21 protein-coding genes and 1 riboswitch are annotated in these 22,724 nt (G+C 65.9%); of the genes, 12 read left to right on the top strand and 9 right to left on the bottom strand.

The features are described 5' to 3' along the window. The first annotated feature begins 1 nt into the window (after position 1). The 3 genes from FOC67_RS03280 (at position 2) to bifA (ending at position 3,776) form a co-directional block, all read left to right on the top strand. On the top strand, positions 2-604 hold the full coding sequence (locus FOC67_RS03280) for a LysE/ArgO family amino acid transporter (protein WP_003094003.1): 603 nt from the start codon (positions 2-4) through the stop codon (positions 602-604). A gap of 346 nt (positions 605-950) precedes the next feature. Next, positions 951-1,532 carry a superoxide dismutase [Fe] gene (sodB, locus tag FOC67_RS03275; protein WP_003094005.1) on the top strand — a complete coding sequence of 194 codons (582 nt, stop codon included), beginning with the start codon at positions 951-953 and terminating at the stop codon, positions 1,530-1,532. Positions 1,533-1,712: 180 nt separating this feature from the next. Further along, complete coding sequence (gene bifA / locus FOC67_RS03270; protein WP_003094007.1) at positions 1,713-3,776, top strand: cyclic-di-GMP phosphodiesterase BifA; 2,064 nt, start codon at positions 1,713-1,715, stop codon at positions 3,774-3,776. Here bifA and FOC67_RS03265 read toward each other — a convergent pair whose 3' ends face one another. After that, positions 3,777-4,679: a GIDE domain-containing protein gene (locus FOC67_RS03265; RefSeq protein WP_009315955.1), complete on the bottom strand. Its 903-nt coding sequence runs from the start codon at positions 4,677-4,679 to the stop codon at positions 3,777-3,779. It abuts the gene before it with no gap. 1 nt (position 4,680) lies between these two features. Then, complete coding sequence (locus tag FOC67_RS03260) at positions 4,681-5,253, bottom strand: LemA family protein (RefSeq protein ID WP_003134692.1); 573 nt, start codon at positions 5,251-5,253, stop codon at positions 4,681-4,683. 193 nt (positions 5,254-5,446) lie between these two features. On the opposite strand from FOC67_RS03260, the gene FOC67_RS03255 reads away from it, so the two are divergent. From FOC67_RS03255 to pncB, 7 genes are all read left to right on the top strand, one after another. Further along, the gene (locus FOC67_RS03255) at positions 5,447-6,787 is read left to right on the top strand and encodes an imelysin family protein (RefSeq protein WP_009315954.1); all 1,341 of its coding nucleotides are present in this window, start codon (positions 5,447-5,449) and stop codon (positions 6,785-6,787) included. 162 nt (positions 6,788-6,949) lie between these two features. Continuing rightward, positions 6,950-8,371 carry a di-heme oxidoredictase family protein gene (locus tag FOC67_RS03250; RefSeq protein WP_009315953.1) on the top strand — a complete coding sequence of 474 codons (1,422 nt, stop codon included), beginning with the start codon at positions 6,950-6,952 and terminating at the stop codon, positions 8,369-8,371. A 9-nt stretch (positions 8,372-8,380) separates the two neighbouring features. Continuing rightward, on the top strand, positions 8,381-9,445 hold the full coding sequence (locus FOC67_RS03245) for an imelysin family protein (RefSeq protein WP_003094017.1): 1,065 nt from the start codon (positions 8,381-8,383) through the stop codon (positions 9,443-9,445). Between the two features lie 10 nt (positions 9,446-9,455). Then, positions 9,456-10,550: a DUF1513 domain-containing protein gene (locus FOC67_RS03240; protein ID WP_003110734.1), complete on the top strand. Its 1,095-nt coding sequence runs from the start codon at positions 9,456-9,458 to the stop codon at positions 10,548-10,550. 169 nt (positions 10,551-10,719) lie between these two features. Then, the gene (gene mexV / locus FOC67_RS03235) at positions 10,720-11,850 is read left to right on the top strand and encodes a multidrug efflux RND transporter periplasmic adaptor subunit MexV (protein WP_003102651.1); all 1,131 of its coding nucleotides are present in this window, start codon (positions 10,720-10,722) and stop codon (positions 11,848-11,850) included. A gap of 50 nt (positions 11,851-11,900) precedes the next feature. Then, positions 11,901-14,957 carry a multidrug efflux RND transporter permease subunit MexW gene (gene mexW / locus FOC67_RS03230; protein ID WP_003110732.1) on the top strand — a complete coding sequence of 1,019 codons (3,057 nt, stop codon included), beginning with the start codon at positions 11,901-11,903 and terminating at the stop codon, positions 14,955-14,957. A gap of 137 nt (positions 14,958-15,094) precedes the next feature. Further along, the gene (gene pncB, locus FOC67_RS03225) at positions 15,095-16,291 is read left to right on the top strand and encodes a nicotinate phosphoribosyltransferase (RefSeq protein ID WP_003102657.1); all 1,197 of its coding nucleotides are present in this window, start codon (positions 15,095-15,097) and stop codon (positions 16,289-16,291) included. A 124-nt stretch (positions 16,292-16,415) separates the two neighbouring features. Here the strand turns inward: pncB and FOC67_RS03220 are convergent, their stop codons facing one another. The 5 genes from FOC67_RS03220 to FOC67_RS03200 all read right to left on the bottom strand — a co-directional run bounded on the left by FOC67_RS03220 (position 16,416) and on the right by FOC67_RS03200 (position 20,078). Beyond that, positions 16,416-16,658, bottom strand: coding sequence for a hypothetical protein (locus FOC67_RS03220; protein ID WP_003102660.1), 243 nt, complete (start codon positions 16,656-16,658; stop codon positions 16,416-16,418). Beyond that, positions 16,655-17,359: a lipopolysaccharide kinase InaA family protein gene (locus FOC67_RS03215; protein ID WP_003094029.1), complete on the bottom strand. Its 705-nt coding sequence runs from the start codon at positions 17,357-17,359 to the stop codon at positions 16,655-16,657. Before FOC67_RS03215 ends, FOC67_RS03220 begins: the two co-directional genes overlap by 4 nt. A 2-nt stretch (positions 17,360-17,361) precedes the next feature. After that, entirely contained in the window at positions 17,362-18,045 is a 684-nt protein-coding gene (locus tag FOC67_RS03210; protein ID WP_003094031.1) for a class I SAM-dependent methyltransferase, read from the bottom strand. 79 nt (positions 18,046-18,124) lie between these two features. After that, on the bottom strand, positions 18,125-19,405 hold the full coding sequence (locus FOC67_RS03205) for a HAMP domain-containing sensor histidine kinase (RefSeq protein WP_003094037.1): 1,281 nt from the start codon (positions 19,403-19,405) through the stop codon (positions 18,125-18,127). Beyond that, positions 19,395-20,078 (bottom strand): response regulator transcription factor, encoded by a 684-nt coding sequence (locus FOC67_RS03200; protein WP_003094039.1) that lies wholly within the window; start codon positions 20,076-20,078, stop codon positions 19,395-19,397. The genes FOC67_RS03205 and FOC67_RS03200 overlap by 11 nt, the downstream gene beginning before the upstream one ends. A 216-nt stretch (positions 20,079-20,294) precedes the next feature. Between FOC67_RS03200 and FOC67_RS03195 the strand changes: the two genes are divergently transcribed. Then, positions 20,295-21,089 (top strand): phosphatase PAP2 family protein, encoded by a 795-nt coding sequence (locus FOC67_RS03195; RefSeq protein WP_003110730.1) that lies wholly within the window; start codon positions 20,295-20,297, stop codon positions 21,087-21,089. Here the strand turns inward: FOC67_RS03195 and FOC67_RS03190 are convergent. Further along, on the bottom strand, positions 21,032-21,361 hold the full coding sequence (locus tag FOC67_RS03190) for a DUF190 domain-containing protein (RefSeq protein WP_003094048.1): 330 nt from the start codon (positions 21,359-21,361) through the stop codon (positions 21,032-21,034). The genes FOC67_RS03195 and FOC67_RS03190 overlap by 58 nt on opposite strands. A 19-nt stretch (positions 21,362-21,380) precedes the next feature. Continuing rightward, positions 21,381-21,764, bottom strand: a complete 384-nt coding sequence (crcB, locus tag FOC67_RS03185) for a fluoride efflux transporter CrcB (RefSeq protein ID WP_003094051.1) — start codon at positions 21,762-21,764, stop codon at positions 21,381-21,383. 64 nt (positions 21,765-21,828) lie between these two features. Next, a riboswitch (Fluoride riboswitch) is annotated at positions 21,829-21,891 on the bottom strand. Positions 21,892-21,993: 102 nt separating this feature from the next. On the opposite strand from crcB, the gene FOC67_RS03180 reads away from it, so the two are divergent. Further along, positions 21,994-22,680 (top strand): ParB-like protein, encoded by a 687-nt coding sequence (locus FOC67_RS03180; protein ID WP_003094054.1) that lies wholly within the window; start codon positions 21,994-21,996, stop codon positions 22,678-22,680. Positions 22,681-22,724 lie beyond the last annotated feature (44 nt).

Raw genomic sequence — 22,724 nt, 5'->3', positions numbered from 1 at the left:
CATGTGGCAGAGCTATCTCAACGGCATCCTGGTGGCTGCCGGCCTGATCATCGCCATCGGCGCGCAGAATGCCTTCGTCCTCGCGCAGAGCCTGCGCCGCGAGCATCACCTCTCGGTGGCCGCGCTCTGCGTGTTCTGCGACGCGGTGCTGGTCAGCCTCGGCGTGTTCGGCCTGGCCAAGCTGCTGCTGGAAAACCCGACGCTGCTGGCCATCGCCCGCTGGGGCGGGATCGCCTTCCTGACCTGGTATGGGCTCAAGGCGCTGCTTCGCGCGTTGCGCCCGGACGCTCTCGGCAACGCCGCGGAAACCGGGCCACGCTCGCGCAAGGCGGTGCTTCTGGCGGCACTGGCGGTCACCCTGCTCAACCCCCACGTCTATCTCGATACCGTACTTCTGATCGGTTCGCTCGGCGCCCAGCAAGCCGCGCCGGGCGCCTATGCCCTCGGCGCGGCCAGCGCCTCGCTGATGTGGTTCTTCGCCCTCGCCCTCGGCGCGGCATGGCTGGCCCCCTGGCTGGCGCGCCCGGCCACCTGGCGCCTGCTCGACCTGATGGTGGCGGCCATGATGCTGGGCATGGCCGCGCAACTGCTGTTCCGGGGATAACGCGGTTTCCGTCTACCCGAGCGAACCCTCGCGCCGCCAGGCAGTCCAGAGAGAATGCGGCGGTGTTCGCCGGCGAGCTTGCAGAAGCCCGTCGCAGCGCGCCGCCGCCGGCCTTTGCCCCTACAGTTGCTGCGTGGATATGCCCCGACACGGGTGCTATGATCCGGAGTTCGCGGCACTGGGAGCCTAGGCTCCGAGTCGCACCCGGCGCCCTTTCCGGAGCGCTCCGCCGAACGTCCCCCCGGGGATCCAGGACGGGCTCCCGGACAGGCATCGGACCGGCCCCGTGAACCGGTCGCGCGCTAGCCGCGCCAGTCCTGACCTGAGGAAGAATAGGAGAGACACCATGGCTTTCGAATTGCCGCCGCTGCCTTACGAAAAGAACGCCCTTGAGCCGCACATTTCCGCAGAAACCCTGGAATACCACCACGACAAGCACCACAACACCTACGTGGTGAACCTGAACAACCTGATCCCGGGTACCGAGTTCGAAGGCAAGAGCCTCGAAGAGATCGTCAAGAGCTCCTCCGGCGGCATCTTCAACAACGCCGCCCAGGTGTGGAACCACACCTTCTACTGGAACTGCCTGAGCCCGAACGGCGGTGGCCAGCCCACCGGCGCCCTGGCCGACGCCATCAACGCCGCCTTCGGCTCCTTCGACAAGTTCAAGGAAGAGTTCACCAAGACTTCCGTCGGCACCTTCGGTTCCGGCTGGGGCTGGCTGGTGAAGAAGGCCGACGGCTCCCTGGCCCTGGCCAGCACCATCGGTGCCGGCAACCCGCTGACCAGCGGCGACACCCCGCTGCTGACCTGCGACGTCTGGGAACACGCCTACTACATCGACTACCGCAACCTGCGTCCGAAGTACGTCGAGGCGTTCTGGAACCTGGTCAACTGGGACTTCGTAGCGAAGAATTTCGCTGCCTGAGTCTGATCAGAACCACGAAAAAGCCCGGCATTCGCCGGGCTTTTTCGTTTTAATCTGCGGTCCAGGAGCCATCGTCTACCCTCAGGAACTGGTAGACCTTCGCTCGTGATAGCCTCTTGAGGTAAACAAGCTCTTCCTACCGGCTTGTCTTTCGCCCTGGCGACGAACAAGGAAGGCCCCTTGAAACTGGACTCCCGACACAGCCTCTCGCTCAAGCTGCTGCGTGTCGTGCTACTGGCGGCGCTGGCCGTTGGCGTAGTGCTCAGTTGCGCGCAGATCGTCTTCGACGCCTACAAGGCCAAGCAGGCGGTGAGCAGCGACGCCCAACGCATCCTCGCGATGGTCCGCGACCCTTCCACCCAGGCGGTCTACAGCCTCGACCGGGAAATGGCGATGCAGGTCCTCGAAGGCCTGTTCCAGCACGAGGCGGTGCGCCAGGCGAGCATCGGCCATCCCGGCGAGCCGATGCTGGCGGAGAAATCCAGGCCGCTGCTGGACCTGCCGACGCGCTGGCTGACCGACCCGATCCTCGGCCAGGAACGCACCTTCAGCATTCGACTGATCGGCCGCCCGCCCTATAGCGAATACTACGGCGACCTGAAGATCACCCTGGACACCGCGCCCTACGGCGAGAACTTCGTCACCACTTCGGAAATCATCTTCATCTCCGGCATTCTCCGCGCCCTGGCCATGGGCCTGGTGCTGTTCCTGGTCTACCACTGGATGCTGACCAAGCCGCTGTCGAAGATCATCGAACACCTGGTCAGCATCAATCCCGACCGCCCCAGCCAGCACCAGTTGCCGCTGCTCAAGGGGCACGAACGCAACGAGCTGGGGCTCTGGGTGACCACCGCCAACCAGTTGCTCGCCTCGATCGAAAGCAACAGCCACCTGCGTCGCGAGGCCGAAGACAACCTGCTGCGCATTTCCCAGTACGACTTCCTCACCGGCCTGCCGAACCGCCAGTTGCTGCAACAGCAACTCGACCAGATCCTCGACGGCGCCGGCCGCCAGCAGCGCCGGGTGGCAGTGCTGTGCCTGGGCCTCGACGATTTCAAGGGGATCAACGAGCAGTACACCTACCAGCTCGGCGACCAGCTGCTGATCGCCCTCGCCGACCGCCTGCGCGGGCACAGCGCGCGGCTCGGTTCGCTGGCGCGCCTGGGCGGCGACCAGTTCGCCCTGGTCCAGGCCGACATCGAGCAACCCTACGAGGCGGCCGAACTGGCGCAGAGCATCCTCGACGGCCTGGAAGCGCCGTTCGAGATCGACCAGCACGAGGTGCGCCTGCGCGCCACCATCGGTATCACCCTGTTCCCCGAGGACGGCGAGACCACGGAGAAACTGCTGCAGAAGGCCGAGCAGACCATGACCCTGGCCAAGACCCGCTCGCGCAACCGCTACCAGTTCTACATCGCCAGCGTGGACAGCGAAATGCGTCGCCGCCGGGAACTGGAAAAGGACCTGCGCGACGCCCTGCAGCGCCACGAGCTGCACCTCGTCTACCAGCCGCAGGTGGACTACCGCGACCACCGCGTGGTCGGCGTCGAGGCACTGCTGCGCTGGCAACATCCGTTGCACGGCTTCGTCCCGCCGGACCTGTTCATCCCGCTGGCGGAACAGAACGGCAGCATCTTCAGCATCGGCGAGTGGGTGCTCGACCAGGCCTGCCGGCAGTTGCGCGAATGGCACGACCAGGGCTTCGACGACCTGCGCATGGCGGTCAATCTTTCCACCGTGCAGCTCCACCACAACGCCCTGCCACGGGTGGTCAGCAACCTGCTGCAGGTCTACCGCCTGCCGGCGCGCAGCCTGGAGCTGGAAGTCACCGAGACCGGCCTGATGGAGGACATCTCCACTGCCGCCCAGCACCTCCTCAGCCTGCGCCGCGCCGGCGCGCTGATCGCCATCGACGATTTCGGCACCGGCTATTCCTCGCTGAGCTACCTGAAGAGCCTGCCGCTGGACAAGATCAAGATCGACAAGAGTTTCGTCCAGGACCTGCTGCAGGACGAGGACGACGCGACCATCGTTCGCGCCATCATCCAGCTCGGCAAGAGCCTGGGCATGCAGGTGATTGCCGAGGGCGTGGAAACCGCCGAGCAGGAGGCGTACATCATCGCCGAAGGTTGCAACGAAGGTCAGGGCTACCTGTACAGCAAGCCGCTGCCGGCCAGGGAACTGACCCAGTACCTCAAGCAGGCGCGACGCCTGAGCCAGGCCACCAGCAGCGAACGGCCCTGATCAGAACAGGCGGCTGAACAGCCAGCCCGCCAATAGCGCGCTGCCCAGGCAGAGCAACGCGGCCCCCGCCGCCTGGCGGCGCAGTTGCACGGCGAGATCGTCCTCGCCCTGGCTGGAGAGAATGAAGGGATGCGCCTCCCCCGGCTTGCCGAGCCGGTGGCGGGTCGGCGCGGCGCTGCTTGCCCGATGCCGATCCTCGGCCTCCAGCCGTGCCGCCAGGCGCACCCGGTTCCATTCGCGCTCGTCCAGCTCGCCGTTGCCGTCGCTGTCGAAGCGCGCCAGCAGGCCGTGGAAATCGCCCTTCCATTCACGGATCACCGCACCCTGCTCCCGTTCGGCATCGAGTCCCTGGCGACCGCCACCGCTGCTGCGGAATTCGCCCAGCGCATAGAGCGGCTCGCCGGCATGCAGGCGCTCCTCGGTGTAGCGGTAGAGCCGCTCTCCGCCGACCAGGGTGCCGAAGCTCTCCAGCAGTCGCAGGGTATCGATCGGTGCTTCGCGAAAAGCCTCCCAGCGCTGCTGGGTCAAGGGTCGCACCTCGGCGCCGCGTGGGTCGACCAGGCAGGCATCGGTGGCATCGCGCAAGCCGAATGGCGACTCGCTGGCACCTTTGTCGACGGTGCGCCAGGCCTTCTCGCGGCCGCTGCGCTTTTCCTCGACTTCGATGCGGTAGCGCCACCACAGGCACGGCTTGCCAGTCAAGGGAGCCTGCAGCGGGCCTTCCGGGCCCTCCTCGAGCACCCCGTAGAGTTCGACGAAACCCTGCGCCGCCGAACGGATCCGCGAGGTCGGTACGTCGCCGAGCAGACGCGCCCGGGCAAGGCGGTGCACGAACTGCCAGCCGGCCCAGGCGCAGAGCCCCAGGCTGGCGGCGATGAACAGCCAGCGCAGGTCGAAGTCCATCTCAGCCGAACAGGGCCTTGAGATCGACGTCGACCTTCTCCGCCTCGCTGAACTGCAACAGCTCGGCGGCCTTGAAGCCAGCGACACGAGCGATCAGCAGGTCGGGAAATTGCTCGATGCGCACGTTGTTCAGGTTCACCGCCTCGTTGTACAGCTCGCGGCGATCGGCGATCCCGTTCTCCAGGCCGCTGATGCGCTGGGAAAGGAACTGGAAACTTTCGTTGGCCTTGAGCTGCGGGTAGTTCTCGGCCAGCGCGAAGAGCTGCCCCAGGCCGGCGCGCAGGCCGCTCTCGGCCTTGCCCAGGGCATTCACGTCGGCGCGCTCGCGGGCGCTGGCGACGGCGTTGCGGGCGGCGATGACCCGCTCCAGGGTGGCGCGCTCGTGCTGCATGTATTGCTTGCAGGCCTCGACCAGCTTCGGCAGCTCGTCATGGCGCTGCTTGAGGAGCACGTCGATGTTGGCCCAGGCCTTGCCCACGGCGTGCTTCAGCCGTACCAGGCCGTTGTAGAGCACCACCGCGTAGCCGGCGAGCAGCAGCAGGACAACCCAGAAAGCGATAGCGGTCAGACTCATGGACGGAGCTCCGGACGAAGATACTGGCATTCTAGCTGCGCCCGACATGTCCAGGCACGACGGCGATCACGCTGCGCCCTTTTCAAAAATGCAAATCTTTCGCATTATGTGGCGGTTTTTTAACGCCCTCGCGGGTGTTTCCGACAAGCGCACGCCGCTTCGGCACGCCACCAATAAAGCAAAGGAATCCGCCATGACTCGTATGCCCCTGGCCACCGCCAGTCTGCTGGCCCTCGCCATCTCCCTCGCCGGCTGCGGCGACGACAAGAAAGCCGAAGCGCCCGCAACACCGGCGGCCAGCACGCAGCCCGCCGCGCCCGCCGCCGCCCCGGCCGCCAAGGTCGACGAGGCCGCCGCCAAGGCAGTGATCAAGAACTACGCGGACCTCGCCGAAGCCACCTTCGCCGATGCCCTGAGCACCGCCAAGGACCTGCAGAAAGCCATCGACGCGTTCCTCGCCAAGCCTGACGCGGAGACCCTGAAAGCCGCCAAGGAAGCCTGGTTCGCCGCTCGTACCCCTTACTCCCAGAGCGAAGCCTTCCGCTTCGGCAACGCGATCATCGACGACTGGGAAGGACAGGTTAACGCCTGGCCGCTGGACGAAGGCCTGATCGACTATGTCGCCAAGGACTACCAGCACGCCCTGGGCAACCCCGGCGCCACCGCCAACATCGTCGCCAACACCGAGATCCAGGTCGGCGAAGACAAGATCGACGTCAAGGAAATCACCGGCGAGAAACTGGCCAGCCTGAACGAGCTGGGCGGTTCCGAAGCCAACGTCGCCACCGGCTACCACGCCATCGAGTTCCTCCTCTGGGGCCAGGACCTGAACGGCACCGGTCCCGGCGCCGGCAACCGTCCCGCCACCGACTATGCCCAGGGCAAGGACTGCACCGGCGGCCATTGCGACCGTCGTGCCGCCTACCTGAAGGCCGTCACCGACCTGCTGGTCAGCGACCTCGAATACATGGCCGGACAGTGGAAAGCCGGCGTCGCCGACAACTACCGCGCCAAGCTGGAGGCCGAACCGGTGGATACCGGCCTGCGCAAGATGTTCTTCGGCATGGGCAGCCTGTCCCTCGGCGAACTGGCCGGCGAGCGCATGAAGGTCGCGCTGGAGGCCAACTCCACCGAAGACGAGCACGACTGCTTCAGCGACGACACCCACCACACCCTGTTCTTCAACGGCAAGAGCATCCGCAACATCTACCTCGGCGAGTACAAGCGCATCGACGGCAGCGTGGTCAAGGGCCCGAGCCTGGCCGACCTGGTCGCCAAGGCCGACGTCGCCGCCAACGACGCCCTGAAGGCCGACCTGGCCGACACCGAGGCCAAGCTGCAGGCCATCGTCGACAGCGCCGAGAAGGATGGCGTGCACTTCGACCAGATGATCGCTCCGGACAACAAGGACGGCCAGCAGAAGATCCGCGACGCCATCGCCGCCCTGGTCAAGCAGACCGGCGCCATCGAGCAGGCCGCGGGCAAGCTGGGTATCCAGGACCTGAAGCCGGACAACGCCGACCACGAGTTCTGATTCCTTCCTGCGCCAACAGCGTGCGGCCCATGGCCGCACGCTGCGTTTCAGGGCCTCGAAAGCGGACTTCGCGGGCCTTTACAAACGCAAATCCCTCTTATTTTGATTAGCTCCAACTGGTAAGCTTGCGGGCTGTTTCCACGCAGTCCGGGATGTTCGCCGATGTCGTTGCCGTCACCTTCCATGCCGCTCGCCTGTCTCCTGACGGCGCTCCTTCTGGGCGGATGCGGCGCCGACGACGAACCGCTGCGCGCCGAGCCCGGTGAACACCTGTCCGGGGGCACGACCACGGTGCTGCAAAGCGACCGCAACGCCTTCTCCCTGCCCTCCGCCAACCTCGCCCCGAGCCGGCGCCTGGACTTCAGCGTGGGCAACAGTTTCTTCCGCAACCCCTGGGTCATCGCCCCTTCCTCCACCACCGCGCGCGACGGTCTGGGACCGCTGTTCAATACCAACGCCTGCCAGAACTGCCATGTGAAGGACGGCCGCGGCCACCCGCCGGGAGCGGACGCGGTCAGCGCGGTGTCGATGCTGGTACGCCTGTCGATCCCGGCCGGCCCTGCGGACGGCAAGACCCTGTTGCACCAGGGGGTGATTCCCGAGCCGACCTACGGCGGCCAGTTGCAGGACGTCGGCATTCCCGGCGTCGCCCCGGAAGGCAAGGTGCGGATGGACTACGAGCCGATGAAGGTGAGGTTCGAGGACGGCACCGAGGTCGAACTGCGCAAGCCGATCCTGCGTATCAGCCAGCTCGGCTATGGGCCGATGCATCCGCAGACGATGTTTTCCGCCCGCGTCGCCCCGCCGATGATCGGCCTCGGCCTGCTCGAGGCGATTCCCGAAGAGGCGATCCTGGCCAATGCCGATCCGGACGACCGCAACGGCGACGGTATCCGCGGGCGCGCCAACCAGGTCTGGGATGCCGCACGGCAGCGCACCGCGCTCGGCCGCTTCGGCTGGAAGGCCGGCCAGCCGGATATCCCGCAGCAGAACGCGCACGCCTTCGCCAACGACATGGGCCTGACCAGCAGCCTGCTGCCCCACGACGACTGCAGCGCCGCCCAGGTCGAGTGCCGCCGGGCGCCCGACGGCGGCGAGCCGGAAGTCAGCGACAACATCTTCGCCCAGGTGCTGTTCTACAGCCGCAACCTGGCGGTCCCGGCGCGGCGCAAGGTGGACGACCCGCAGGTGCTGGCCGGCAAGCGCCTGTTCGCCCAGGCCAACTGCGTGGCCTGCCACGTTCCCGCCTTCACTACCGGTTCCGACGCCAGCGAGCCGGAGCTGGCCAACCAACGGATTCGTCCCTATTCCGACCTGTTGCTGCATGACATGGGCGACGGCTTGGCGGACAATCGCCCGGAATTTCTCGCCAGCGGGCGGGACTGGCGAACCCCGCCGCTATGGGGCATCGGCCTGACCGAAACGGTCAACGGTCACACCCAGTTCCTCCACGACGGGCGCGCCCGCAATCTGCTGGAGGCGATCCTCTGGCACGGCGGCGAAGCCGAAGCGGCCAAGCGGCACGTGCTCGGCTTCGACGCCGACCAGCGCAGCGCCCTGCTGGCCTTCCTGAATTCACTCTGAGGAGCCCACATGTTCCGCCCACGACTGCTCTTGACCAGCCTCGCCATCGCCCTCGGCGCCTGTTCGCCGCAAGACCCGCAGGCCGTCACCAGTGCCGCCCTGGCGCAACAGGTGATCCTGCCGACCTACAGCCGCTGGGTGGAGGCCGACCAGGCCCTGGCCAGCAGCGCCCTGGCCTACTGCCAGGGCAAGGAAGACCTGGCCAAGGCCCGCGACGCGTTCCACGCCGCGCAGAAGGCCTGGGCCGAGCTGCAACCGCTGCTGATCGGCCCGCTGGCCGAGGGCAACCGCGCCTGGCAGGTGCAGTTCTGGCCGGACAAGAAGGATCTGGTCGGGCGCCAGGTCGAACAGTTGCTGAAGAACAACCCGCAGGTCGACGCCGCGGCCCTGGCCAAGGCCAGCGTGGTGGTGCAGGGGCTCTCCGCCTACGAATACATCCTCTTCGACAGCAAGATCGACCTCGCCGACGCCGCCACCAAGGCCCGCTATTGCCCGTTGCTGGAAGCCATCGGCACCCACCAGCAGCAACTGGCCCAGGACATCCTGGCGCGCTGGAAAAACGACGGCGGCATGCTCACCCAGATGAGCAAGTTCCCCAACGACCGCTACGCCGACGCCCACGAGGCGATCGCCGAGCTGCTGCGGGTCCAGGTCACCGCCCTGGACATGCTGAAGAAGAAACTCGGTACTCCGCTGGGCCGGCAGAGCAAGGGCATTCCCCAGCCCTACCAGGCCGAGGCCTGGCGCAGCAACGCCTCGCTGGCCAGCCTGGACGCCAGCCTGAGCGGCGCCCAGGCGCTCTGGGAAGGTATCGACGGCAAGGGCCTGAAGACCCTGCTGCCGGCCGAACAGAAGGCCCTGGCCGGCAAGATCGACGCCGCCTACGCCGACAGCCACGCGAAGCTGGCGGCGCTGGAACAGAAACCGCTCTCCGAACTGCTCGCCAGCGAAGACGGGCGCAACCAGCTCAACGCCCTCTATGACAGCCTGAACGTGGTCCACCGCCTGCACGAAGGCGACCTGGCCCGCGCCCTCGGCGTGCAACTGGGCTTCAACGCCAACGATGGCGACTGAGGTCGGCACCATGCTGCGACGTCATGTGATCGGCCTGGGCAGCCTGCTGCTCGGCGCCTTGTCCTTCGGCGGCTGGAGCTTCAGCCGCCAGGGTAGCCAACCGCTGGTGCTGTCGGCGCGCGACGACGCCGATGGCCAGCATTACGCGGTGGGCTACCGCCTGGACGGCAAGTGCCAGTTCGCCACCCGCGTGGCCCAGCGCTGCCACGACATCGTCCAGCACCCGAGCCTGCCGCTGGCGCTGTTCGTCGCCCGCCGGCCAGGCACCGAAAGCTACCTGATCGACCTGAACGACGGTCGCCTGCTGCAGACCCTGGTCTCGCAGAAAGACCGCCACTTCTACGGCCACGGCGTGTTCCACCAGAGCGGCGAATGGCTCTACGCCACCGAGAACGACACTACCGATCCCGGTCGCGGCGTGCTCGGCGTCTACCGTTTCGACGGCGAGCGACTGCAGCACAGCGGCGAGATATCTACTCACGGCCTCGGGCCGCACCAGGTTTCCTGGATGCCCGACGGCGAGACCCTGGTAGTGGCCAACGGCGGCATTCGCACCGAGGCGGAAAGCCGGGTCGAGATGAACCTCGACGCCATGGAGCCCAGCCTGGTGCTGATGCGCCGCGACGGCAACCTGCTGTCCAAGGAAACCCTGGCGCAGCAGATGAACAGCGTCCGCCACCTGGCGATCGGTCGCGACGGCACCATCGTCGCCGGCCAGCAGTTCATGGGCGATGCCCACGAACATGCCGACCTGCTGGCGATCAAGCGCCCCGGCTGTCCCTTCGAAGCCTTCCCGGTGGCCGAGGAGCAGCGCCTGGCGATGGCCCAGTACACCGCCAGCGTGGCGATCCACGACGACCTGCGCCTGGTGGCCCTGACCGCCCCGCGCGGCAACCGTTTCTTCATCTGGGACCTGGACAGCGGTGCCGTACGCCTCGACGCGCCGTTGCCGGACTGCGCCGGCGTGGGCGCGGTGAAGAACGGCTTCGTCGTCACGTCCGGACAGGGCCGTTGCCGCTTCTACGACTGCCAGGGCGAGCGCATTGCCGCGCAACCGCTGGAGCTGCCTTCCGGCCTCTGGGACAACCACTTGCACCTGGCCTGAGAGCGCGGCATCAACCTCTCGCCATACCGGTCCGCGAAAGTCGGAAGCGACCTGCAACACGCTTGAAATCTTTCGCCAATCCTGTGCTTTGACAAGCCTTGAAAGCTGCACGTAATGTGTCGGATTCGCCCCGAAACGGGGCGCTCTCGGCATACCAGGGACCAGGATTATGTTGCTCCGCCGCATGTTGATCATGCTCGCCGCGGTGATCGCCGTGGTGGCGATTCTCGCCGGCTACAAGGTCTACTCCATCCGTCAGCAGATCGCCCTTTTCAGCGCACCGAAACCGCCGATCAGCGTGACCGCCAGCCTGGCCGAAAAGCGTCCCTGGCAGAGCCGCCTGCCAGCCATCGGCAGCCTCAAGGCATTCCAGGGCGTGACCCTCACCGCCGAAGTCTCCGGCACGGTACGCGACGTACTGTTCCTTTCCGGCGACCAGGTGAAGCTGGACCAACCGCTGATCCAGCTGGAAAGCGACGTCGAGGAAGCCACCCTGCGCACTGCCGAGGCCGATCTCGGCCTGGCCAGGGCCGAGTACCAGCGCGGCCGCGAACTGATCGGCAGCAAGGCCATCTCGAAAAGCGAATTCGACCGTCTCGCCGCGCAGTGGGCCAAGACCAGCGCCACCGTCGCCGAGCTGAAGGCGGCGCTGGCGAAGAAGCGCGTGCTCGCGCCCTTCGCCGGGACCATCGGCATCCGCCAGGTGGACGTCGGCGACTACGTCTCGCCCGGGACGCCGATCGCCACCTTGCAGGACCTTTCCACCCTGCTCCTGGATTTCCACCTGCCCGAGCAGGACTTCCCCCTGCTCAGCCGCGGCCAGTTGGTGAAGGTCCGGGTCGCCGCCTACCCGGGCCAGGTGTTCGACGCCGAGATCGCCGCCATCAACCCCAAGGTCGACAACGAGACCCGCAACCTGCAGGTCCGCGCCGCCCTGGAGAACCCGGACGGCAAGCTGCTGCCGGGCATGTTCGCCAACCTCGAGGTGATGTTGCCTGGCGAGGAACAACGCGTCGTGGTGCCGGAGACGGCGATCACCTTCACCCTCTACGGCGACTCGATCTACGTCGTCGGGCAGAAGAAGGACGAGCAGGGCCAGGTGTCGAAGGATGACAAGGGCCAGCCGCAACGGGTCGTCGAGCGCCGCTTCGTCAGGATCGGCGAACGCCGCGAAGGCCTGGCGGTGGTGCTCGAAGGCCTGGAGGGCGGCGAGCAGGTAGTGACTTCCGGGCAACTGAAGCTCGACAACGGCGCCGCGGTGGCCATCGTCGCCGAGCGGGACCTCCAGCAAGAGCACTGAGTCGCGCGCCTTCCCGCTCCAAGGCGGAAGGCTTGCCAAGGGACTGAAACATGGCTTTTACCGATCCGTTCATCCGTCGTCCGGTCCTGGCGAGCGTGGTCAGCCTGCTGATCGTCCTGCTCGGCATGCAGGCCTTCAGCAAGCTGGTGATCCGCGAGTATCCGCAAATGGAGAACGCGCTGATCACGGTGACCACGCTCTACGCCGGAGCCAACGCGGAGACCATCCAGGGCTACATCACCCAACCGCTGCAGCAGAGCCTGGCCAGCGCCGAAGGCATCGACTACATGACCTCGGTGAGCCGGCAGAACTATTCGACCATCTCCATCTACGCGCGGATCGGCGCCAATACCGATCGCCTGGTCACCGAGCTGCTGGCCAAGTCCAACGAAGTGAAGAGCCAACTGCCGCCGGACGCCGAGGACCCGGTGCTGCAGAAGGAGGCCGCGGATGCCTCGGCGCTGATGTACATCAGCTTCTACAGCGAGCAGATGAACAACCCGCAGATCACCGACTACCTGTCGCGGGTGATCCAGCCCAAGCTGGCGACCCTGCCCGGTATCGCCGAGGCGGAGATCCTAGGCAACCAGGTGTTCGCCATGCGCCTGTGGCTGGACCCGGTGAAGATGGCCGCGTTCGGCGTCACCGCCGGCGAGATCAACCAGGCGGTGCAGCAGTACAACTTCCTCGCCGCCGCCGGCGAGGTGAAGGGCCAGTTGGTGGTCACCAGCGTCAATGCTTCCACCGACCTCAAGTCGCCCCAGGCCTTCGCCGCCATCCCGGTGAAGACCGACGGCGACCGCCGGGTGCTGATGGGTGATGTCGCACGGGTCGAACTGGGCGCCGCCAGCTACGACGCGATCAGTTCGTTCAATGGGATTCCCTCGGTCTACATCGGCATCAAGGGCACGCCCAGCGCCAACCCGCTGGACGTGATCAAGGAAGTGCGGGCGAAGATGCCCGAACTGGAAGAGCAATTGCCGCCCAACCTCAAGGTGTCCATCGCCTACGACGCCACGCGCTTCATCCAGGCCTCCATCGATGAAGTGGTGAAGACCCTCGGCGAGGCGGTGCTGATCGTCATCGTGGTGGTGTTCCTGTTCCTCGGCGCGTTCCGTTCGGTACTGATCCCAGTGGTGACCATTCCGCTGTCGATGATCGGCGTATTGTTCTTCATGCAGGCCATGGGCTACTCGATCAACCTGCTGACCCTGCTGGCGATGGTCCTGGCCATCGGTCTGGTGGTGGACGACGCGATCGTGGTGGTGGAAAACATCCACCGCCACATCGAGGAGGGCAAGCCGCCCTTCGAGGCCGCCCTGGAGGGCGCGCGGGAGATCGCCGTACCGGTGGTCAGCATGACCATCACCCTCGCCGCGGTCTACGCGCCGATCGGCTTTCTCACCGGCCTCACCGGCGCCCTGTTCAAGGAATTCGCCTTCACCCTGGCCGGCGCGGTGATCATTTCCGGGATCGTCGCCCTGACCCTGTCGCCGATGATGTGCTCGCGCCTGTTGCGCCACGAGGAGAATCCCTCGGGCCTGGCGCATCGCCTCGACCTGATCTTCGAGGGCCTGAAGCGACGCTACCAGCGCGCCCTCCACGGCACCCTGGACACCCGTCCGGTGGTCCTGGTGTTCGCCGTGCTGGTACTGGCGCTGATCCCGGTACTGCTGATGTTCACCAAGAAGGAGCTGGCGCCGGAAGAGGACCAGGGCATCGTGTTCCTCATGACCAACTCGCCGCAGACCGCCAACCTCGACTACCTGAATCGCTATACCGCCGAGTTCGAAGGCATCTTCCGCAGCTTCCCGGAGTATTACTCGGCGTTCCAGATCAACGGCTACAACGGCGTCCAGGCCGGCATCGGCGGCATGCTGCTCAAGCCCTGGGACGAACGCGAAAAGAGCCAGATGGAATTGCTCCATGCGGTGCAGGCGAAGCTCAACGAGATTCCCGGCGTGCAGATCTTCGCCTTCAACCTGCCGTCGCTACCGGGCACCGGCGAGGGCCTGCCATTCCAGTTCGTGCTCAACACCGCCAACGACTACGAGTCGCTGCTGCAAGTGGCGCAACGGGTGAAGCAGCGCGCCAGCGAGTCCGGCAAGTTCGCCTTCCTCGATCTCGACCTGGCGTTCGACAAACCCGAGCTGGTGGTCGACATCGACCGCGAGAAGGCCGCGCAGATGGGCGTCTCCATGCAAGACCTGGGGGTGGCGCTGGCCAGCCTGCTCGGCGAGGGCGAGATCAACCGCTTCACCATCGACGGGCGCAGCTACAAGGTCATCGCCCAGGTCGAACGCCCCTATCGCGACAATCCCGGCTGGCTCGGCAGCTACTACGTGAAGAGCCGCAACGGCCAACTGGTCGCCCTCTCGACCCTGATCGAGACCCACGAACGGGCACGGCCGCGGCAACTGAACCAGTTCCAGCAGCTCAACTCGGCGATCATCTCCGGCTTCCCCATCGTCAGCATGGGCGAGGCCATCGAGACGGTTCAGCAGATCGCCCGCGAGGAAGCCCCGCGCGGCTTCGCCGTCGACTACGCCGGCGCTTCCCGGCAATACGTGCAGGAAGGCAGCGCATTGCTGGTCACCTTCGGACTGGCCCTGGCGATCATCTTCCTGGTCCTCGCCGCACAGTTCGAAAGCTTCCGCGATCCGCTGGTGATCATGGTCACCGTGCCGCTGTCGATCTGCGGTGCGCTGATACCGCTGTTCCTCGGCGTGTCGAGCCTGAACATCTATACCCAGGTCGGCCTGGTGACACTGATCGGCCTGATCAGCAAACACGGCATCCTGATCGTCGAGTTCGCCAACCAGTTGCGCCACGAACAGGGGCTGGAGCGTCGCGAGGCCATCGAGCAGGCCGCCGCGATCCGCCTGCGGCCAGTACTGATGACCACCGCGGCGATGGTGCTCGGGGTGATCCCGCTGATCCTCGCCACCGGCGCCGGGGCGGTCAGTCGCTTCGACATCGGCATCGTGATCGCGACCGGCATGTCGGTGGGCACCCTCTTCACCCTGTTCGTCCTGCCGTGCATCTACACCCTGGTGGCCAGGCCGGATGCCCCGCCAGGCGTGACGCAAGCGGCAAACGCACACTGATCGGAAACGGCGGACAGCGACAACAGCGCTGTCCGCCGGCGCTGTCGCTCCATCCCACAGCCCTCCGGGCGCGATCCTATGTCCGCCGGCAGCCGCCTCCAGTAGACTGCCCGCTGAAACGCAGTGGTGAGACGAGCATGGCCGAGAGCGCTTTTTCCGAACGTATCGTGCAGAACCTGCTGGATACCGACTTCTACAAGCTGACCATGATGCAGGCGGTGCTGCACAACTATCCCAACGCCGAGGTGGAGTGGGAGTTCCGCTGCCGCAACCAGGAAGACCTGCGCCTGTACCTGCCGGCCATCCGCGAACAACTGGAATACCTGGCGGGCCTGGCGATCAGCGACGAGCAACTGGCCTTCCTCGAACGGATTCCCTTCCTCGCGCCGGACTTCATCCGCTTCCTCGGGTTGTTCCGCTTCAACCCGCGCTACGTGCAGACCGGCATCGAGAACGACGAATTCTTCCTGCGCCTGAAAGGCCCCTGGCTGCACGTGATCCTCTTCGAAGTGCCGCTGCTGGCGATGATCAGCGAGGTGCGCAACCGCGCCCGCTACCCGGCCGCCACCGTCGAGCAGGCGCGCGAACGCCTGCAGGAAAAGTTCGATTGGCTGCGCCGGGAGGCCAGCGCCGAGGAACTGGCCGGCTTCAAGATGGCCGACTTCGGTACCCGCCGCCGCTTCTCCTATCGGGTCCACGAGGCGGTGGTGAGCGGTCTGAAGGAGGACTTTCCGGGCTGCTTCGTCGGCACCAGCAACGTCCACCTGGCACGCAAGCTCGACCTCAAGCCCCTCGGCACCATGGCCCACGAATGGCTGATGGCCCACCAGCAGCTCGGTCCGCGCCTGATCGACAGCCAGAGTGCCGCGTTGGACTGCTGGGTCCGCGAATACCGTGGGCTGCTCGGCATCGCGCTGACCGACTGCATCACCACCGATGCCTTCCTGCGCGACTTCGACCTCTATTTCGCCAAGCTCTTCGACGGCCTCCGCCACGACTCGGGCGACCCATTGCTGTGGGCGGAAAAGACCATCGCCCACTACCTCAAGCTGGGCATCGACCCGCTGACCAAGACCCTGGTGTTCTCCGACGGCCTCGACCTGCCGCGGGCCCTGAAGATCTATCGCGCGCTACAGGGCCGGATCAACGTCAGCTTCGGCATAGGCACGCATTTCACCTGCGACCTGCCGGGCGTCGAGCCGATGAACATCGTGGTGAAGATGAGCGCCTGCAACGGCCATCCGGTGGCGAAGATCTCCGATACGCCCGGCAAGGCGCAATGCCGGGACCCTGACTTCATCCACTACCTCAAGCACGTGTTCCAGGTCGCCTAGGGCAAGCCTGGCGCGCTGCGGCAAGGTGGCGCATGAGGCCTGGTCCTTATTCGGCCCATGCCTCCGACGATCTCATCGCCCATGAAAAAGCCCCGCCAAGGCGGGGCTTTTTCGACAAGGAGACTCAGCGCGACAGGCTGGCTCCCCCCTGGGAAAGACCGAACATCAGCAGCAGGATGTCCTTGTTCGGCTGGACCTCCTGGCGCGTCGGCCGCTCGGCCTTGAGCGCCGAAGGTGTCGGGCAGTACTCATGACCGCCGCTCATCTGCACCACGTTCGGCGCGGGTTCGTGCCAGGCGGCAGCCGCGGCTGTAGCCACGGCGAGAGCGCCGACCAGCAACAAACCTCGAGTGATTTCTAATTTCATGTCTGCAACCCTTTGATGGCGCTGCCAAACGCCGTCTGGTAACCATAGATGAAGGCTTGCCACTGCGCGCCAGTCCACGACGAACGGCGCTTCAACTGCTTCAGGTCGTGCTGGGACGCCTTGTTCACCGTAAGGCGGCGGCGGCTCTTCTCCAGGTCGATCAGCGCTACTTCGATGGCCTCGCCCTCGACGCGGACGAAGATGTGCTTCGGATAGAGACAACCGTGCTGCCAGTGGGCGAGATTCATCCGGGCAATGGTAGCGCCGATTTGTTGCAGAATTCTTTGGTGCTTCGCTTCGCCCCAGCGGTCCTGGTCACCGCGCGCATAGCACTCGTCGAGGCTGGAGAAACCCTCCAGGGCTTCGGTCACCAGCAGCGCCTGCCATTGTCCGTCGACCTTGCGGCAGCCGGAATAGACCAGGCGCGGCACGCGAATACCAAGCGACTCGAAGGCCCGTAGCGCATCGCGCTCGCGCATGGCGGTGGGATAGCCGAAAGGGCGCTGCCAGTCGCGGTAGACGTGGCCGGTCTGCTGCTTGCGATAAAGCAGCCGTCCATCGCCGGTGTACACCCGCTGCACGCCGCTGGCCCCGCCGCGGCGCTCGTTGGGCTCCTCGACCCAGCTGCCGGGTACCTGCAACCACTGGTCGATGGCGGAGTCGCCGGAGATACGTTGCAGGGATGCCAGATCGGGAGCCATCGTTATTCCTTTCGCAAGATATAGACCCGCCACATGTGATACAGCGGGATGAAATCGAGATGCTTCTGGACGACGAAGCCGGCGTCGCGGAACTCGCGCTCGACCGTTTCGGCTGGTAACACGAAGCGGTTCTGGTAGCCGGTCTGTTCCCCGTTCGCTACCCGCCGTGCCTCCATGCGCCTACGCTTCCAGGCCTTGAAATTGCCATCGACCCAGAGGGAAAGAATCACGCTGTCCCGCGTGACCCGGTGAAACTCGCGGAGCAGGACGCGTCGATCGTCCGCCTCGCCGATGTGGTGGAGCAGCCGCATGCAGAAGATATTGTCCACCGAGCTGTCCGGCAGGTCGATGGCGAAAGCGGAAGTCTGCAAGGGCCGTACCCGTTTCACCACACCGTCCGGCTGACCGGCGCAGGCGACCGCCAGCATGTCCGCGGAATTGTCGGCGCCGATGATCACCCGGTTGTCCTTTTCCGCCAGCAGCGGCCAGAAGCGTCCGGCGCCGCAGGGCAGGTCGAGCACCAGGTTGGGCTGCCCCGCGAGCTTCAGCGCGTGCCGGGCGAGTTGGACGTCGCGCCGGTGGGAAAGTTTCCGGGCGAGGCCGTCCTGATGCTTCTTCAGGTAGGCCTCAGCATGCTCGCGATCATACTTGTGAGAAAAGTCGAGGTCGACAGGCGGATTGTTCATGACGGGAACTCCAGGATTCATGAGACGAACGGTATGAATCCAGCCGTCAAGCTCGGGTCAAGGGGTGGTGAATTTTTCGTCAAGCAACATCGAGTAAAACTTCGAACCGGCAGCCGTGCGGCTCCACCGCGCTGAGGGTTACGCTCCAGCCCTCGGCCGCGCAGATCCGCTTCACCAGCGAGAGGCCGAGGCCAAGGCCTTCGCCGCGCCCGGAGCTGGAACTGCCGCGAACGAAGGGCATGAAGATGCGTTCGCGTTGTTCTTCCGGGACGCCCGCCCCGGTGTCCTCGACGCTGAAACCATGCTCGTCGAGGGTCAGCGTGATGCTCCCGGCATCGGTGTAGTGGGTCGCGTTGCGCAACAGGTTGCCCATCACCGCGCGCAGCAGCGGCGCGTTGAACTGGCCGGCGCAGGCGCCTTCGTTGCGGTAGTGCAGGGTCAGTCCTCGCGCCTCGACCTGTTCGCGCCAGACCTGGACCAGGTCGTCGGCGATGCTCTCCAGGCTACCGTGGGGCGCCAGGCTTTCCTCGCCCTTCTGCGCACGCGCCAGCAACAGGAAGGTTTGCACCAGGTCGCGCATCTCCTCGGTGGCCTTGGTCATCCGCTCCAGTTGGCCACGGGCGCGCGGGCCGAGGCTGGGTTCTTCGGCCAGCAGTTCGCATGAGGTGGCGATGACCATCAACGGCGTACGCAACTCATGACTGACGTCGCTGGTGAACAATTGCTCGCGCTTGAGCGCGTCGCGCAGGCGGCCAAGGGTCTCGTCGAAGGAAGCGGCCAGCTCGCCGACCTCGTCGTTGGCGTAGTCCGGCGCCAACGGCGGCGCCAGACCGAGCAACTGTTCGCGATGCCGCACCTGGCGCGCCAGGCGCACCACCGGCTCCATCACCTTGCGCGCGAGCATCCAGCCAAGCAGGCCGGCCAGGGCGATGCTCAGCACGTAGCCGGTCAGCACCGAGGCGTAGAGCACCTGCTCGCGCGCTTCGAAATCGCTCTGGTCCTGCAGCAGGACGAAACGGCGACCATCGATGTCGCGCACCAGCGCATGGAACGACAAGTCGCCCTCGAACACTTCGTGGAAACCGACATCCAGTTGGTCCAGCGCCGGCGGCATGGCGTAGGAGCCCTGGCCGTCGCTGATGAAGAAGCGCATGCCGGGATCGAGCACCGGGTTGCGTCCCTGGGCCAGGTCGTCGCGCAGGATGCGCTCCAGTTCGCCGCCCAGGTCGCGGGAAATCAGGCGCTCCTCGATGATGTGGACCACGCCGACGATGCCGGCGGAGAACAGTCCTCCCACAGCGACCGTCATCAACATGAAGGCGATGACGATCCGGCGGGCGAGGCTCTGCTTATACTCCATTCGGCTCCTCCGCCAGGCGGTAGCCAACGCCATGCACCGTATGCAGCAAGGCCACGGAGAATGGCTTGTCGATCACCTGACGGAGTTGATGGACGTGGCTGCGCAGGCTGTCGCTGTCCGGGCAGTCGTCGCCCCAGACCGCTTCCTCCAGGGCATCCCGGCGCACCACATGGGGGCTCTTCTGCATCAGCACGGCGAGCAGCTTGAGGCCGATCGGGTTGAGCTTGAGCGACTTGCCCGCGCGCTTGACCTCCAGGGTGTCCAGGTCATAGCTCAGATCGGCCACGCTCAGCTCGCGGCGGCCGCCACCCTGGGCGCGACGCAGCACCGCCTCGATGCGTGCGGAAAGTTCGGAAAGGGCGAAGGGCTTGACCAGGTAATCGTCGGCGCCGGAACGAAACCCCTGCAGGCGGTCGTCCAACTGGTCGCGGGCGGTGAGCATGATCACCGGGGTGTCGCGCCGTGCGTCTTCGCGCAGGCGCCGGCACAGGGCATAGCCGTCGATTCCCGGCAGCATCACGTCGAGCACGATCAGGTCGTAGTGCTCGGTGGCCGCCAGGTGCAGGCCGGACAGCCCGTCCTGCGCGCAATCCACGGTATAGCCCTTGAGCGACAGGTAATCGGCCAGGTTGGCCAGGATGTCGCGGTTGTCTTCGACCACCAGTATTCGCATGTCCCACTCCTTCGCAGGAAGACCGATCGAGCGCCTCTCGCGCATTTACGGATTCTTCACCGGCGATTCACACCGGCTCTACGCTCGCCACCAGAGACTGCATGGCGTCTTCCATGGCCGCCGATCATAGCGGCTTTGCGGATGCGCACGAACCCCGGCGGTGGATTTAACCAGCGTCGAAGTCAAGAGAACGTCAACGCCAGCGTTGGAGATCGCATGACCCAGGCCGCCGTCCATTCCCCTTCCCGTCCATTCAACCCCTGGCTGTTCCTCGCCCTGCCGCTGGGCCTGGCGGCACTGCTGCTGGCCTTCGAGCCGGTGACCCTCGACCTCGCCCTGGCCAACCTGATGTACGACCCGGGCGCCGGCTTCATCGGCCGGCACAGCTGGTTCCTGGAGAACATCCTGCACGACCGGGTCAAGCAACTGGTGATCGCCATCAGCGTCCTCGGCCTTCTGGTCTCCATCGCCGGACTGTTCCACCGGCCATGGCGCGCACTGAGCAAGCCGCTGGCCTATGTGTTCCTCGCCATGAGCCTTGCAGCCAGCATAGTCACTCCGCTCAAGGCGCTCACCGCCGTGCAGTGCCCCTGGAGCCTGGCGCAGTTCGGCGGCGAGGAAACCTACAGTTCGCTGCTCAGCCCGCGGCCGCCGACCGAGCACCCCGGACGCTGCTGGCCGGGCGGGCACGCATCGTCCGGATTCGTCCTGTTCGCGCTGTTCTTCGCCCTGCGCGACCGCAAGCCCAGGCTGGCGCGCTACGCCCTGGCCTTCGCCTTCGCCATGGGCTGCCTGCTGTCGCTGTCGCGCATGCTGCAAGGTGCGCACTTCCTCTCGCACAACCTGTGGACGATGCTGTTCGACTGGCTGATCTGCCTCGGCCTGTACCGCCTGATGCTCTACCGACCGGAGAAGCGAGGACAGCGCAACGGCGGCGCCGACGAAAACCGCGTTCAGGGAGACGGTTCGTCCGCTCCCAGCACGCCGAACTCGATGGGCACCTTCATGTAGAACAGCCGCACGCCGGCCTGGCGGATCGACTCGAACAGCCGTTCTGCCTGCTCGGGATCGACCGCCATGAGGATTTCCTGCGGCTGGTCGGCCAGCTCGAAGAAATGCATCGAATGCAGCCGGCCGCTCTGGCCGAAGCCTTCGCTGGCAGCCAACGCGGTGGCACCGCGCACGCCCAGGCGGCGCGCCTCTTGCAGCAGCCAGTCGCAGATCGGCTGGCCCTGGTGGCAGCGCCCCTGCTGGGTGATGAAGGTCAGTTGATAGCCTTGCATGGTCGGGCCTCCCGCTACGCTATTTGCCCAGCATCCAGTTCATCGAGAACAACCCCAGCAGAGTCATCAGCAACGAGCCGCTGACGTGCGTCGCGATGGCCCCGGCGGCCCAGCCCAGGCGGCCCTCCTGAAGCAGGCTGACGACCTCGGCGGAAAAGGTGGAGAAAGTGGTCAGGCCGCCGCAGAACCCGGTGATGATCAGTAGCCGCCATTCCGGAGCGATGCCCGGCGCCTGGGCGAAATAGGCAATCGCCGCGCCGATGACATAGCCGCCGACCAGGTTGGCCAGCAGCGTGCCGGGGGGAATGCTGGGCAGCAGGCTGTTCAGCTTTAGCCCGAGGAACCAGCGCAGCAACGCCCCCAGGGCGGCGCCGAGGGCGATGGCGAGAATGGATTTCCACATAGTCCTGTCCTTGTAGGAGCGATTCGGACAGGCGGCAGGCGAGCGCCTACGCGCCTTTCCAGGTTCATGCGTAGGCATCATCAGCCCCAGGGGCGGTTGAAGGAGGAATGCCATCTCCTGTCGGCAAGATTGGCACAAAGCGAGGCACCTATCAAAGGCCGGAGTACGCCGGATCGCCCGAAGCGTGCCAGTCTAGGGAACCTTTCCCCTTCCTTCGCCGGAGCCCCCCATGCGCCCAGCCCTGCTGCTTTGCTGCCTGTTCCTGTCCGCCACCGCCCAGGCCGAGGATTGCTCGCCGCAAACCTCTGTCGGTAGCTGGTGCGAGCTGCCGCTCGCGGCCCTCCACCCGACCCAGCAGAATGTCGGCCTGCTGCAGGTCGAGGATGACCAGGCCAAGCTCGCCGGGAAGAAGCCCAAGGCTCTCGAGCGCTACTTGCGCAAGAAGGAGATTCCGGTGGTGATCGGCCCCGGCGGCCGCTTCTACCTCACCGATCGCCATCACCTGAGTAGCGCGCTCTGGCGCCTGGACCCGAAACAGGGCGTACCGGTGAAGGTGATCGGCCGGCTCCCCCAGGCCACCGACTTCTGGAAGAAGATGCAGGAAAACCACTGGGTCTGGCTGCACGATGCGCGTGGCGCGGAGATCCCGCCCGAGGCGCTGCCGGACGCTCTCGCCGGGCTTGGCGACGATCCCTACCGCGCCCTGGCCGGCTACGCCGAGGACGAGAACGCCTTCGACAAGGATCGGCAGAGCTATTTCATCGAATTCCACTGGGCGCGCTATTTCGGCGAACGCATGCACTGGCGGCCGATCAGCCGCGCCACTCTGCCCGACGACCTGAAGCAGGCGCTGCGCCTGGCCTGCGAACCGGCGGCAAAGGAGCTGCCGGGCTACCGCCAGGACTGCCCGCGCTGAGGAATAAAAAAAGCCCCGCCGAAGCGGGGCTTTTCCAACCACAG

It is taken from the genome of Pseudomonas sp. FDAARGOS_761 (assembly GCF_013343155.1).
GTDB classification, from domain to species: domain Bacteria; phylum Pseudomonadota; class Gammaproteobacteria; order Pseudomonadales; family Pseudomonadaceae; genus Pseudomonas; species Pseudomonas aeruginosa.
This window is presented reverse-complemented; position numbering and strand designations above follow the sequence as displayed.